Consider the following 13,293-nt stretch of genomic DNA (forward strand, 5'->3'; position numbering starts at 1 on the left):
TTAAGATTGAGTTATTTTATCAAAGTATGATTGTAAAATAATAGCAGCAGCCAATTGATCTTTAACTTGTTTTCTTTTATTTGAAGAAACATTAGATTTAATTAATATTTGCTGCGAAGAATAGGTAGTTCTTCTTTCATCTTGTAAAACAATATTTAGTTTATCATTATTTTGTGTTAATTTAAATTTATCAATAAAATTTAAAACAATTTTTGCGCTGGGGCCGACTGTGCTATCCATGTTTAAAGGGTAACCAAAAACAAGAATATCAGCATCATATTCTTTAATAACATTTTGGAGTTGGATAATAGCATTATTAAAATCATGCTCTGGGAAACGAATAGTTTTTCAAGAAAAAGCAATTTTTCCTTCACCACGAGCAAGTCCTAATGTTTTACTACCTAAATCAATGCCTAAATATTTCATAAATTTATTATACTTAATATTTTTTTTAATTTTAATAATAGACTTGGTGCAAAACTAAGGTAATTCAAAATTATATATTCCTGCTATTAAATTAAATCTTAATGCAAATCTTCGTATTTTATTGCGATATTTTAAAGTTAAAATTTTAAAACGTTTTAGTTTAGCAAATACGTGTTCAATTTTAATTCTAATTTTGCTTAAAGTTTTATTGTATTCTTTTTGAATTGGTATTAATTTATTGTATAGACTTGGTGCAAAACTAAGGTAATTCAAAATTATATATTCCTGCTATTAAATTAAATCTTAATGCAAATCTTCGTATTTTATTGCGATATTTTAAAGTTAAAATTTTAAAACGTTTTAGTTTAGCAAATACGTGTTCAATTTTAATTCTAATTTTGCTTAAAGTTTTATTGTATTCTTTTTGAATTGGTATTAATTTATTGTATTTACTTTTTTTAAATGGCAAAAATGTATTTTTATGAATATTTTGTATTCCTTGATAACCTGAATCAACAAAAACTTATTTTTCTGGATGAATAAAAGTTTTAGAACCTGTTTAAAATCTTTTAGAGAATAGGATAAAATGATTATATATTTTAAAATAAGAGGTATATATGTGTAAAAATTATCCTAGTAATGTTAGCAAAGAGCAATTTGAAAATATAAAATCAATTTTAGAAAATACTAAAAAGAGAACTAAACCAAGAAGTTTAGATTTATATGAAGTATTTTGTGCAGTTTTATATGTATTAAAAAGTGGTTGCCAGTGAAGAATGTTACCAAAAAATTTTCCAAAATGACAAATTGTATATTATTATTTTCAAGCTTGAAGTAAAAATAATGATAAAGAACCTAGTGTATTACAATTAGTTTTAAAAAAAATTAGTCAAGGCATTTCGTATCAATAATGGTAGAAAAGAACAAACTAGTTTTTGTATAATTGATTCACAAAGTGTTAAAAATACAGATACTACTAAAAATAAAGGTTATGATGCTGGTAAAAAGATTTCAGGAATAAAGCGTCATATTGCTGTTGATTCTCAAGGTTTACCACATGCAATTTACATAACCACAGCAGAAAAAACAGATCGTAATAGTGCTATAATAATGATTGAAAATGAAAAAGAGAATCTTTCTGCAGTTCAAAAAATACTAGTAGATGCTGGTTATACTGGTGAAAAATTTGCTTCTAAAATTAAAACAATTATAAATGCAAATGTTGAAGTTATAAAACGTAATGAATTACATTCTTTTGTAGTATTACCAAAAAGATGAGTTGTAGAACGAAGTTTTGCATGATTAGAAAAATGCAGAAGATTATGAAAAAATTGTGAAAAAAAATTAAATACTAGCTTACAAATGGTTGTTCTTGCCTTTATTTCAATTTTATTGAAAAGATTTTAAACAGGTTCTTATATAATTAACACTAATTTTAACCTGAAAGGATTTTTATTAATGGATAAAATTAAACAAATAGCATTAGTAATTAACAAATTAAATATCAAAGAAAAAATTAAAATTATTGATGATTGTAAAAATCAATATTCAATTAGAAACCTATGTCAATATCTTCAATTAAACAGATCAACATATTACTTTTTAAAAAATAAACAAAAACCTATTAAAAAAGAAGAAAATCATATTATTAAATGCAATCATAAATATCAAAAAATATGCCAACTTTTAATCGAATTTCATTCTACAAGAAAAGGCAGAATTTATGGATATTTAAGAATTTTTTCAGCTTTTAAAGAGTGATTAAAACAAGAAAAAAATATCATTTTAAATATAGAATTATCAATAAAACAAATGCGAAAAATTATGAAAGAACACAATATTCAAGGATTAAAACAAACTAAAAATAACTATCCTAAAAACAAAAAAAATCCAAATAAGTGAATACCTACAATGGATAAAGTAAACAAAGATTATAAAAGTACAACCTCTTCAAATCAAATTTGATCAATGGACACTAAACAAATAAATACTAAAGAAGGATGATTATATCTTTTTGTAATTATTGATTTTTATTCAAATAATGTTGTTAGTTATAATATTGCTCCTAATAAATCATATCAGGATTTAATTCTTCCTGCTCTTGAAAAAATCAACAAACAATTTTCTTGAAATCAAATAAAAAATGTTATTTTACATTCAGATAACGCCAACGAATTTTATTGTCACGATATCACAAAATGAGCAGAGGATAAACAAATAATTTTAAGCAAAAAACAACCTTAGCCCTTTTTACTAGACCATTAATTTAAAAAACCTGAATGTATTCTAAAAACAATTGTGTTATATAATTAACACTAATTTTAACCTGAAAGGATTTTTATTAATGGATAAAATTAAACAAATAGCATTAGTAATTAACAAATTAAATATCAAAGAAAAAATTAAAATTATTGATGATTGTAAAAATCAATATTCAATTAGAAACCTATGTCAATATCTTCAATTAAACAGATCAACATATTACTTTTTAAAAAATAAACAAAAACCTATTAAAAAAGAAGAAAATCATATTATTAAATGCAATCATAAATATCAAAAAATATGCCAACTTTTAATCGAATTTCATTCTACAAGAAAAGGCAGAATTTATGGATATTTAAGAATTTTTTCAGCTTTTAAAGAGTGATTAAAACAAGAAAAAAATATCATTTTAAATATAGAATTATCAATAAAACAAATGCGAAAAATTATGAAAGAACACAATATTCAAGGATTAAAACAAACTAAAAATAACTATCCTAAAAACAAAAAAAATCCAAATAAGTGAATACCTACAATGGATAAAGTAAACAAAGATTATAAAAGTACAACCTCTTCAAATCAAATTTGATCAATGGACACTAAACAAATAAATACTAAAGAAGGATGATTATATCTTTTTGTAATTATTGATTTTTATTCAAATAATATTGTTAGTTATAATATTGCTCCTAATAAATCATATCAGGATTTAATTCTTCCTGCTCTTGAAAAAATCAACAAACAATTTTCTTGAAATCAAGTAAAAAATGTTATTTTACATTCAGATAACGCCAACGAATTTTATTGTCAAGATATCACAAAATGAGCAGAGGATAAACAAATAATTTTAAGCAAAAAACAACCTTATGATATTGGTGGTAATGTATTATCTGAAAACTGATTTTCTCATTTATCTCAAGAATGACTACCTAAAGGATCAAATCAATATTTATCCATCAATGAAGCTATAAATGATGTAAATCAATATGTTATGTTTTATAATTATGAAAGAATACATTCTAAATTTCTAAAACCACCAATTTTACAAATTAAAATTTAGAATTTTATATCAAAAATGGTCCAGTAATTAAGGGCCAACCACCGAATTTAAGAGAGGTTTTTTATGTCTGAAAAAGTAAAAAAAAAGAAAATTATTACTGCCATTGTTGGTGGTACTACTTTAGTTGGTGGAGCCACTGCTGGTATTTTGTATACTTCTGATATAGAAGCAAAAAACGAGGAAGAAAATGAAAAAGAAAAAAAATAAAATCACAATTTAATCCAAAGATTTTATTACCTAAACCACCAAATTCAAATAGACAATCAAATCGTTATAAATATACAATAGTACAACAACAAGATACAATTTACGTTGATAGTAATGGAGAAGAGCAAACAACTAGTAAAATAGACTTATCAGATATAAAAACTACTGAAATCATTCAAATTGGATTTTATAAAAATGAGAAAGAAGAAATTCAAGTTGTCAGAATGCCAAAAACAATTCAAAAAGTACCAGATCAGTTACCATCAGAAATAACAAGTACAAAACAGATGTTTCAAAGTGCTTCATCATTTAATCAAGATATTTCGGGTTGAGATGTTTCAAATGTAATAACTATGCATCATTCTATGTTTGCTGGTGCAATAACGTTTGATCAAAATTTATCACAATGAAATGTTTCAAAAGTAATAATTCATGATAATTTTGCTATTAATTCTCGAATTAGTAATAGCATTGATAAATTGCCAAATTTTAATTTTTAGATTTTATAATTTATGATGAAAATTTGAAAGAATTATTAGTAATTTTTAAGAAAACCAAAAATTGCTTTATATTAGAAAGTAATGTATAATATTAACGGGGATGTTCTGGTTTCGACAGGAGTGAACAACTAATTGTGGCAGTGGTTTGGTAGACCATAATACTACGAGGTTTCATAACCGGAAAACAAACTAAAACCGTAGTACCTAACTGATTCACAACAAAGTTAAACAACTTTGGATTTGGTTTAGGAAATCAAGCAGTTTTACCTGCTTAATTACTTAAGAAGTAAATACTACCGTTGCTAATAGCAAGTTTATCAATATTAGTAACGTATCATAAGGATAAACTAGAAAAAATGATGTTAATAAATTTTTTCGAATTTCCATTAACTAGCTATTCATAATTTCGTATAATTTATTATTAAATAGTGATTTTTCTAAATTATACTAAACTGTAGATACAGTTAGTCAGTTAACTTTTGGACGCGGGTTCGATCCCCGCCATCTCCACCATAAATTAAATGCACAATTGTGCTTTTTTTATTAGACTTGGTGCAAAACTAAGGTAATTCAAAATTATATATTCCTGCTATTAAATTAAATCTTAATGCAAATCTTCGTATTTTATTGCGATATTTTAAAGTTAAAATTTTAAAACGTTTTAGTTTAGCAAATACGTGTTCAATTTTAATTCTAATTTTGCTTAAAGTTTTATTGTATTCTTTTTGAATTGGTATTAATTTATTGTATTTACTTTTTTTAAATGGCAAAAATGTATTTTTATGAATATTTTGTATTCCTTGATAACCTGAATCAACAAAAACTTGTTTTTCTAGATGAATAAAAGTTTTAGATTTTAAAAGTAATTTAAAATCATGAATGCTTCCAAAACAAAAAGCGGTTGAAATAATTTTTCCATTTAAAATATCAATAATTATTTGCGATTTAAGAATATGATGTTTGTTTTTACCCGAAAAAAGTAATTTTAGTTTTTTTTAATTCTTTCAATTGGAGTTTCAGTAGCATCAATAGCTAGTAAAGTATTATTGATTCCTTTATTTTTGATTAAATCTTTTTTGCCAGATAAATTAAAAATTCCACTTTTTATTAAAGTATTTTCAATTCAAAAAATATTACGAATGCAGCTAGTATGACTAATATTATATCTTTTTGCAATAACTCTATAACTACTATACTCTTTTCAGTATTCTAATGTCATTAATAAACGATTTTCTATTGATAATTTATTAGGTTTACCACCAACTGCTTTTTTAATTGCTTCAGCTTTTTTTAAAATTTCAACCATTTTTTGAAATGTTTGTAGTTTTATTCCCACTAAACTATAAAATTCTTGTTCATCTTTGTATTTTTTTAACATAATAATTATCACCTTTGATATTAATAATAACCGTTAAATTATTAAAATTAAAGGTTTTGCACCAAGTCTATTATTTAATTTAATAATTAATTATAAATAACTTTATAAGATTTTAATTAGTGAAATAAATAATAAAAAAATATTTAATATTTTATGAATAATATTGTAAAACAAGTTGCAAATAGTAACTAGTCTTGGTAATATTGAAAAGTCTTTAAATTTTTTTAATTATATTTGGAGCCGTGGCCAAGTGGTTTAAGGCATAAGTCTGCAAAACTTTGATCGTCGGTTCGAATCCGATCGGCTCCTCCAAAATATTAATAATATTTGCAAATATACTTGTAAATATTACTTTTAATAAGTTATAATTGATTAGGTTTAATGATTTAATGAGTTACTATAAATTTTAGTAATTAAATGCGCCTGTAGATCAATTGGATAGATCGTTTGACTACGGATCAAAAGGTTGTGGGTTCAAGTCCTGCCAGGCGCACCATCGGGATGTGGCTCAGCTTGGTAGAGCGCTCGGTTTGGGACCGAGAGGTCGCAGGTTCGAATCCTGTCTTCCCGACCATTATTAAAAACAAGGGCCCTTAGCTCATTTGGTAGAGCGCCTGCCTTGCACGCAGGAGGTGGTCGGTTCGATCCCGATAGGGTCCACCATTTATATATCGGTTTAAACATTTAAACTAAAACTGGCGAGGTAGCTCAGTTGATTAGAGCGTTCGGTTCATACCCGAGAGGCCATGGGTTTGAGTCCCATCCCCGCTACCATAGTCTAGGACCCTTAGCTTAGTTGGTTAAAGCTCCCGGCTCATAACCGGGCGAGCATTGGTTCGAATCCGATAGGGTCCACCATACTTAAATACTCGGAGGCTTACCCAAGTCCGGTTGAAGGGAACAGTCTTGAAAACTGTCAGTGCGCAAGTGCTCGAGGGTTCGAATCCCTCAGCCTCCTCCATTATTATTAAATTTTATACATCGCGGAGTGGGGAAGTGGTATCCCGTCGGGCTCATAATCCGAAGATCATTGGTTCAAATCCAGTCTCCGCAACCACGGTCTTGTGGTAAAGTGGTTAATACGCCTCCCTGTCACGGAGGAGATCGCGGGTTCGATCCCCGTCAAGACCGCCATTTAGAAAATAAAACATAAGCAGTATTAATTTAGAGAGTAAGTAAAAGGTCTTACTCTTTTTTTATTGTTGTAATTAATAATTATTTTATTCATTATGGAAGAAAGTTTTTGATTTTAAGTAAATTAAAAATATTAAAATACACTTATAATTTAAATAATCAATATAATTTTATTTAAATTTAACTATTACTTTATAATAGTTTTTAATTTTTAAAAGGGAGCAAAAATATGCCAAACAATTTATTAAACTTTAATAACTCATCTTCAAGTATCATAAGTAGCAATAATGTTGAGACATTGATACGAGTGAATAATGCATTAACATTAGAAAATGGTATCAATGAACCAATTTTAAAAAATATATTATCATTAAATTTTTTATACAATAGACTTGGTGCAAAACTAAGGTAATTCAAAATTATATATTTCTGCTATTAAATTAAATCTTAATGCAAATCTTCGTATTTTATTGCGATATTTTAAAGTTAAAATTTTAAAACGTTTTAGTTTAGCAAATACGTGTTCAATTTTAATTCTAATTTTGCTTAAAGTTTTATTGTATTCTTTTTTAATAGGTATTAATTTATTGTATTTACTTTTTTTAAATGGCAAAAATGTATTTTTATGAATATTTTGTATTCCTTGATAACCTGAATCAACAAAAAGTTGTTTTTCTGGATGAATAAAAGTTTTAGAACCTGTTTAAAATCTTTTAGAAAATAAAGTAAAATCATTATATACTTTAAAAGTAAGAGGTGTATATGATTAAAAATTATCCAAGTAATGTTAGTAAAGAGCAATTTGAAAACATAAGATTAATTTTAGAAAATAGCAAAAAAAACAAAACCAAGAAATTTAGATTTATATGAAGTGTTTTGTGCGGTTTTATATGTATTAAAAAGTGGTTGCCAGTGAAGAATGTTACCAAAAAATTTTCCAAAATGACAAATTGTATATTATTATTTTCAAGCTTGAAGTAAAAATAATGGCAAAGAACTTATTGTATTGCAACTAATTTTAAAAAAAATAAGTTATAAAAATTCGAGTCAATAATGGTAGAAAAGAACAAAATAGTTTTTGCATAATTGATTCACAAAGTGTTAAAAATACAGATACTACTAAAAATAAAGGTTATGATGCTGGTAAAAAGATTTCAGGAATAAAACGTCATATTGCTGTTGATTCTCAAGGTTTACCACATGCAATTTACATAACTACGGCAGAAAAAACAGATCGTAATAGCGCTATAATAATGATTCAAAATAAAAAAGAAAATCTTTCTGCATTTCAAAAAATAATAGTAGATGCTGGTTATAGTGGTGAAAAATTTGCTTCTAAAATAAAAGAAATTATAAACGCAAATGTTGAAGTTGTAAAACATAATGAACTACATACTTTTGTAGTATTACCAAAAAGATGAGTTGTAGAACGAAGTTTTGCATGATTAGAAAAATGTAGAAGATTATGAAAAAATTGTGAAAGAAAATTAAATACTAGCTTACAAATTATTATTCTTTCATTTATTTCAATTTTATTAAAAAGATTTTAAACAGGTTCTTAGATTTTAAAAGTAATTTAAAATCATGAATGCTTCCAAAACAAAAAGCGGTTGAAATAATTTTTCCATTTAAAATATCAATAATTATTTGCGATTTAAGAGTATGATGTTTGTTTTTACCCGAAAAAAGTAATTTTAGTTTTTTTTAATTCTTTCAATTGGAGTTTCAGTAGCATCAATAGCTAGTAAAGTATTATTGATTCCTTTATTTTTGATTAAATCTTTTTTGCCAGATAAATTAAAAATTCCACTTTTTATTAAAGTATTTTCAATTCAAAAAATATTACGAATGCAGCTAGTATGACTAATATTATATCTTTTTGCAATAACTCTATAACTACTATACTCTTTTCAGTATTCTAATGTCATTAATAAACGATTTTCTATTGATAATTTATTAGGTTTACCACCAACTGCTTTTTAATTGCTTAAGCTTTTTTTAAAATTTCAACCATTTTTTGAAATGTTTGTAGTTTTATTCCCACTAAACTATAAAATTCTTGTTCATCTTTGTATTTTTTTAACATAATAATTATCACCTTTGATATTAATAATAACCGTTAAATTATTAAAATTAAAGGTTTTGCACCAAGTCTAATATTGAAATGGGTTCTAAAGAACAACTGCAGTTACTAACGGCAGAACAAATACAAGAATTTACCCAAAAACATATTAAAATGTTTAATAAAAAACAAATTCAAGCATTTACAGCCAAACAAATACCACATTTCACAAAAGCACAAATTCAAGCATTTACTTTACAACAAATTTCATGATTTACTAAAGAGCAGAATTCATGATTTACTAAAAAACAACTTGCAACCTTTACACCAGCACAAGTTTTAAAGTTTAAGAATAAAAAAATCAAAAAAATAATTCAAAGAGAACAATTTCAAACATTTACATTAAAACCGATAAAAGTAACTTCATTAAGTTTAAATAGAAAAAAACGTTCGACTCGTTCGAACTTAGAAATGTATACTAGTCACCAAATTCAATTATTAACAAAAAAACAAATTTCAGAATTTACACCAGAACAAATTCAATCATTTACAGAAAAACAAATTCAAGCACTAACACTAAAACAAATTCAATCATTTACAGAAGAACAAATTCAAGCATTTAGTCCAAAACAAATTTTATGATTTGCACCATGACAGATTAGATTATTTACATCTGATCAAATTTCATGATTTAGATCAAGTCAGATTGTAGAATTTACTAAAAACCAAATTCAAGCATTTAGCGCAAAACAAATTTCATGATTTAGACCAAGTCAGATTACAGATTTTACTAAAAAACAATTTTTATGATTTACACCAAGTCAGATTACAGATTTTACTAAACTACAAATTCAATTATTAACAAAAAAACAAATTTCAGAATTTACACCAGAACAAATTCAATCATTTACACCAGAACAAATTCAAGCACTAACACTAAAACAAATTCGAGAATTTACAGAAAAACAAATTCAATCATTATCATTAGAACAAATACAAATATTCAGTCGTGCAGACATTGATTCTTTTACATCTGATCAAATTTTATGATTTAATCAAGAACAAATTTTAAATTTTACAGAAAAACAAATTCATTTTTTGACAGCAGAACAACGAAAAATTTTTGAGGGAAAAATAAATAAGTATTTTAATAGCACAACAGTTGCTTCAACAACAGTAAAACAAGTTGAAGAATTTAATTCAAAACCAATGCAATTATTATCAAAATCAGAAATTCAATCATTATCATTAGAACAAATTTTGTTATTAACTCCAATACAAAAAGCAGAACTGTCAGAAGAACAAATTTCATGATTTAATCAAGAACAATTGGCAACATTTAAATTAGAGTCAGAGCAAGTTGAAAACAATAAATTAGTTTCAATGTCTTTTTGAATTTTACCTATTTTACCTCTTTGTTTAGTTGGAGGCTTAATAGGTTTTATTTTAAAAAAATTAGAACTAATTTTAAATCAAATAATAACTTAGAAAGAAATAATGCAAATAAATCACAAGAATTAATAAATATAAATAATGAAGAAGAAATATTAATTATGGATAATATTGAATTACAATCTGTATGTGATGAAAATATAGAAAGTCTAAATAATGAAGTTGATAAGTGAAAACAAATAAATTCAATAGATTTATCAGATTCTCATTCACACTTAGCAAGTGTAAGTATTTCTGGAAACTCCATATAATCAAAAAAATATTTAAACAATACTATATTATTAAAATAAACAATAACTATTGAAAATTATTGTTTATTTTTCATATTACTTGTAGTTAAAATAGATGTTGTTAATTATGTTTGTATTTATTTTAAAATAATAATTTAATTATTTTATAGATTTAAAATTTGGATATAAGTTAACTATATAGTTTTTAAATAAAATGCATTATAATTATTTTATAGGATGGGTGAAAGATATGGATAAATCATTAGATAAACAATTTTTAATTACAAGTAATCTTATTGGTCAAAAAGAGTTAAAGAAATTAAAGGAAACTCCTTTACCTTCATTATTAGATTTAAATTTAACAAGAGTTTATTTTACTAGTCTTGGTGATGGTTTTTCGCGAATATTTATTTTAATTATTCAAATTTTTTGAATTGGTTTCATTTTTTTTAATGGCATTGGTTTTGGTCAATTGGTTGCTAATCTTCCTGGTATACCATCAGCACCAGTTTTTCAAAGTGCAATATTAAAAGTAGTAGCAATGTTAGTTACTGTTTTATTTGCTTTTATAATTTTAATTATGATTTTACCCGTTTTTTTATCTAAAACTATTAGAGGTATTGGTTTAAGTTGTTTATTTTTTTTAATATTTGGTTCTATTGTTAATTTAATAATTATTGGTATTAGTTTTTTTATGTTTTCTTATAGTGACAGTCCTTATCGAATGACAGTATTGATTTTCGCGGTTATAGCACTCTTATTATGATGAATTGCTATTTTACATTGATGATTAAATACTATTGAAAATAAAAAATATTTAATTAAAAGTATTATTAAAATGTATGAATTAAGTTTTAGATAATGAAAATTTAGGTGAATAATATATGGCTAAAAAGAAAGATAATGATGATTGAAGAAAACTAAATAATATTACTAAATACGTTACTGGTAAAGTAGAACCAGTAAAAGTAAAAAAAACTTTTCTGACAATAACTATTTCTTTAATTATGATAATTGGTTTAGCAATTAGTACTTTTTTTATTGCTCTTGCTATGCAGAGTGCTTTTAATATTGGTTATTTTAAACAAAATATTCCAGAAGAATCAATTGTTGTTGATATGAATGATGTTCCAATTGATAGTAGTAATAAAAATTTACGTTTGCCATTTTTTGAAGAAGAATCAAAAAAACAAGTTTTTGATTTATTAATAAAAGAATCTTGATGAGATAGTTTTTTTCCAACTAATATTACTAATTATGATTTCACTTTTTATAAACCTAATAGTAATGATGAATTAGATAAGAGTTTAATTCAAACTGATGGTGTTAATAAATTTGATTTAAAATTAAAGTTACAATCTTCATTTATTGAATTTAAAATACCAGTAATTGCATTAATTAAAAATACTGCTAAATTTTATGAAAAATTTATGATGTTTAATCAATTTGAAGGAAAATTTAGTAAACATATTTCAGGAAAATTTCCAAATGGTAGTGATTATTTGCAAGAACAATGAACACATGGTTATTTACCAACTAATTTTTATTATGCGGATAAAATTGATAATACTGTTGTTTATAAAACAATCGAAGATGAAATTAATAAATTTATTAATGATTATAAAGAAGAATTTGCTAGTGATACTCATCTTTATCCAATAATATCAACAATTCCTTTAGCAGATATTGATTTTAATGATGTAGCTACTATTGAACCATATTTCGAATTAGTTCATCATCCCGAATTAAATTATGTTGGTAATGCTGTGAATAGTTCCAAAGAATATGTTAATCTTTATTCATATTCTTCAAATTTTCCATTAAAACCTTTTTATATAACATATGTTTCTAATCCAAATGTTGTTTATGATTTCATTGATTTAAAACCAACAAGTATTGAAGAGGTTATTGATTATCTTAAAGTTAATCCTATTGATTTTGTTCCTTTTAGTATGGTACAAGAAGCAGTAGATAGTGATGAATCATTAATAAAATATAGTCCTCCACATGTATTATTGACTAGTGATAATAGTGGTAATCATTTTAAATATAAGGAATTGAGTTATTATTTTGGTTTTTCAAATTCAATAAATAATAGTATTGAAAATATTAATGTTAATGATTATGTTAATATTGGTGATCTAGAAACTTTTTTAGAAAATAAATATTGACAAGAAATGTATCAATTTGCAAAAAATAATTCTACTTTTTTCTTATTAGATTATCCTGATTCGACGGTTGATCCAAATATTAATTGAAATCTTGTTATTAAATCACTTGCTACTTTTAAAGGATATTTTGTTAAAGCTTTAAAGATGCAAATTAATGAGTTAAGTGCTTTTAGTTTTTTAGATATTGATGGTAATAATTTATCATTAAAGGCAACTGATATTATTAAGACTAATGATATTAAAAAAATTAGATTTCATATTGGAAAAGATTTGATAAGCAGTGACTATGTTCCCAAGCCCCATAGTTTTAATTTTACTTTTAAAGTAAAGTGAATTTAAATACTTAAAAATAAGTGTTGATTTTATGAAAATGGGTTAAATTTTGATAACTATAATTTAATATTCATACTA

15 protein-coding genes, 9 tRNA genes, 1 other RNA gene and 3 pseudogenes are annotated in these 13,293 nt (G+C 24.6%); 21 read left to right on the top strand and 7 right to left on the bottom strand.

From position 1 onward, the window contains the following. The 3 genes and pseudogenes from ruvX to AAHM96_RS05810 form a co-directional block, all read right to left on the bottom strand. Positions 1-426 carry a Holliday junction resolvase RuvX gene (gene ruvX, locus AAHM96_RS05800; RefSeq protein WP_281749598.1) on the bottom strand — a complete coding sequence of 142 codons (426 nt, stop codon included), beginning with the start codon at positions 424-426 and terminating at the stop codon, positions 1-3. Positions 427-480: 54 nt separating this feature from the next. Beyond that, a pseudogene (locus AAHM96_RS05805) lies at positions 481-663 on the bottom strand (transposase); the annotation flags it as partial. A 22-nt stretch (positions 664-685) separates the two neighbouring features. Next, positions 686-937 (bottom strand): annotated as a pseudogene (locus tag AAHM96_RS05810) (transposase family protein); the annotation flags it as partial. Positions 938-1,043: 106 nt separating this feature from the next. Here AAHM96_RS05810 and AAHM96_RS05815 point away from each other — a divergent pair. The 6 genes from AAHM96_RS05815 to ssrA all read left to right on the top strand — a co-directional run bounded on the left by AAHM96_RS05815 (position 1,044) and on the right by ssrA (position 4,968). Then, a protein-coding gene (locus AAHM96_RS05815; RefSeq protein ID WP_342272742.1) for an IS5 family transposase occupies positions 1,044-1,833 on the top strand; the annotation gives its coding sequence in 2 pieces (ribosomal slippage) (positions 1,044-1,304 and positions 1,306-1,833; 789 coding nt in all). Between the two features lie 51 nt (positions 1,834-1,884). Then, positions 1,885-2,670: a DDE-type integrase/transposase/recombinase gene (locus AAHM96_RS05820; protein ID WP_342272931.1), complete on the top strand. Its 786-nt coding sequence runs from the start codon at positions 1,885-1,887 to the stop codon at positions 2,668-2,670. A gap of 100 nt (positions 2,671-2,770) precedes the next feature. Further along, positions 2,771-3,748 carry an IS3 family transposase gene (locus tag AAHM96_RS05825; RefSeq protein WP_342272932.1) on the top strand — a complete coding sequence of 326 codons (978 nt, stop codon included), beginning with the start codon at positions 2,771-2,773 and terminating at the stop codon, positions 3,746-3,748. Between the two features lie 63 nt (positions 3,749-3,811). Beyond that, positions 3,812-3,955, top strand: a complete 144-nt coding sequence (locus AAHM96_RS05830) for a hypothetical protein (RefSeq protein WP_342272933.1) — start codon at positions 3,812-3,814, stop codon at positions 3,953-3,955. A gap of 224 nt (positions 3,956-4,179) precedes the next feature. Next, on the top strand, positions 4,180-4,455 hold the full coding sequence (locus AAHM96_RS05835) for a BspA family leucine-rich repeat surface protein (protein WP_338975864.1): 276 nt from the start codon (positions 4,180-4,182) through the stop codon (positions 4,453-4,455). Between the two features lie 96 nt (positions 4,456-4,551). Next, positions 4,552-4,968: a transfer-messenger RNA gene (ssrA, locus tag AAHM96_RS05840) on the top strand. A gap of 47 nt (positions 4,969-5,015) precedes the next feature. Here the strand turns inward: ssrA and AAHM96_RS05845 are convergent. Together AAHM96_RS05845 and AAHM96_RS05850 are read right to left on the bottom strand one after the other, a co-directional pair. Next, positions 5,016-5,438 (bottom strand): transposase family protein, encoded by a 423-nt coding sequence (locus AAHM96_RS05845; RefSeq protein ID WP_342273735.1) that lies wholly within the window; start codon positions 5,436-5,438, stop codon positions 5,016-5,018. Positions 5,439-5,440: 2 nt separating this feature from the next. Next, positions 5,441-5,833, bottom strand: coding sequence for a transposase family protein (locus AAHM96_RS05850; RefSeq protein WP_342272745.1), 393 nt, complete (start codon positions 5,831-5,833; stop codon positions 5,441-5,443). A 236-nt stretch (positions 5,834-6,069) separates the two neighbouring features. Here AAHM96_RS05850 and AAHM96_RS05855 point away from each other — a divergent pair. The 10 genes from AAHM96_RS05855 (at position 6,070) to AAHM96_RS05900 (ending at position 7,379) form a co-directional block, all read left to right on the top strand. Next, positions 6,070-6,145, top strand: a tRNA-Cys gene (locus AAHM96_RS05855). Positions 6,146-6,252: 107 nt separating this feature from the next. After that, positions 6,253-6,329, top strand: a tRNA-Arg gene (locus AAHM96_RS05860). A 1-nt stretch (position 6,330) separates the two neighbouring features. Beyond that, a tRNA-Pro gene (locus tag AAHM96_RS05865) sits at positions 6,331-6,407 on the top strand. 13 nt (positions 6,408-6,420) lie between these two features. After that, a tRNA-Ala gene (locus AAHM96_RS05870) sits at positions 6,421-6,496 on the top strand. A 34-nt stretch (positions 6,497-6,530) separates the two neighbouring features. After that, positions 6,531-6,607: transfer RNA gene (locus AAHM96_RS05875), tRNA-Met, on the top strand. Between the two features lie 7 nt (positions 6,608-6,614). Continuing rightward, positions 6,615-6,691 (top strand) — tRNA-Ile (locus tag AAHM96_RS05880). Positions 6,692-6,704: 13 nt separating this feature from the next. Further along, a tRNA-Ser gene (locus AAHM96_RS05885) sits at positions 6,705-6,794 on the top strand. Positions 6,795-6,815: 21 nt separating this feature from the next. Further along, a tRNA-Met gene (locus tag AAHM96_RS05890) sits at positions 6,816-6,890 on the top strand. 1 nt (position 6,891) lies between these two features. Further along, positions 6,892-6,967, top strand: a tRNA-Asp gene (locus tag AAHM96_RS05895). Between the two features lie 229 nt (positions 6,968-7,196). Then, positions 7,197-7,379 (top strand): hypothetical protein, encoded by a 183-nt coding sequence (locus tag AAHM96_RS05900; protein ID WP_342272934.1) that lies wholly within the window; start codon positions 7,197-7,199, stop codon positions 7,377-7,379. Here AAHM96_RS05900 and AAHM96_RS05905 read toward each other — a convergent pair. Continuing rightward, positions 7,371-7,652: a transposase family protein gene (locus AAHM96_RS05905; RefSeq protein ID WP_342273736.1), complete on the bottom strand. Its 282-nt coding sequence runs from the start codon at positions 7,650-7,652 to the stop codon at positions 7,371-7,373. The genes AAHM96_RS05900 and AAHM96_RS05905 overlap by 9 nt on opposite strands. A gap of 77 nt (positions 7,653-7,729) precedes the next feature. Here AAHM96_RS05905 and AAHM96_RS05910 point away from each other — a divergent pair. Continuing rightward, a pseudogene (locus AAHM96_RS05910) lies at positions 7,730-8,517 on the top strand (IS5 family transposase). A 144-nt stretch (positions 8,518-8,661) separates the two neighbouring features. Here AAHM96_RS05910 and AAHM96_RS05915 read toward each other — a convergent pair. Beyond that, positions 8,662-8,895 (bottom strand): transposase family protein, encoded by a 234-nt coding sequence (locus AAHM96_RS05915; RefSeq protein WP_342272935.1) that lies wholly within the window; start codon positions 8,893-8,895, stop codon positions 8,662-8,664. A gap of 236 nt (positions 8,896-9,131) precedes the next feature. Here AAHM96_RS05915 and AAHM96_RS05920 point away from each other — a divergent pair, with 236 nt between their 5' ends. The 4 genes from AAHM96_RS05920 (at position 9,132) to AAHM96_RS05935 (ending at position 13,221) form a co-directional block, all read left to right on the top strand. Next, positions 9,132-10,517 carry a hypothetical protein gene (locus AAHM96_RS05920; RefSeq protein ID WP_342272936.1) on the top strand — a complete coding sequence of 462 codons (1,386 nt, stop codon included), beginning with the start codon at positions 9,132-9,134 and terminating at the stop codon, positions 10,515-10,517. Positions 10,518-10,582: 65 nt separating this feature from the next. Next, the gene (locus AAHM96_RS05925; protein ID WP_342272937.1) at positions 10,583-10,732 is read left to right on the top strand and encodes a hypothetical protein; all 150 of its coding nucleotides are present in this window, start codon (positions 10,583-10,585) and stop codon (positions 10,730-10,732) included. Positions 10,733-10,961: 229 nt separating this feature from the next. Then, positions 10,962-11,573: a hypothetical protein gene (locus AAHM96_RS05930; RefSeq protein ID WP_342272938.1), complete on the top strand. Its 612-nt coding sequence runs from the start codon at positions 10,962-10,964 to the stop codon at positions 11,571-11,573. Positions 11,574-11,595: 22 nt separating this feature from the next. Beyond that, positions 11,596-13,221 (top strand): hypothetical protein, encoded by a 1,626-nt coding sequence (locus tag AAHM96_RS05935; protein ID WP_342272939.1) that lies wholly within the window; start codon positions 11,596-11,598, stop codon positions 13,219-13,221. The last annotated feature ends 72 nt before the right edge of the window (positions 13,222-13,293 follow it).

This window comes from Spiroplasma endosymbiont of Acasis viretata (assembly GCF_964031275.1).
Taxonomy (GTDB): domain Bacteria; phylum Bacillota_I; class Bacilli_A; order Mycoplasmatales; family VBWQ01; genus Spiroplasma_E; species Spiroplasma_E ixodetis_A.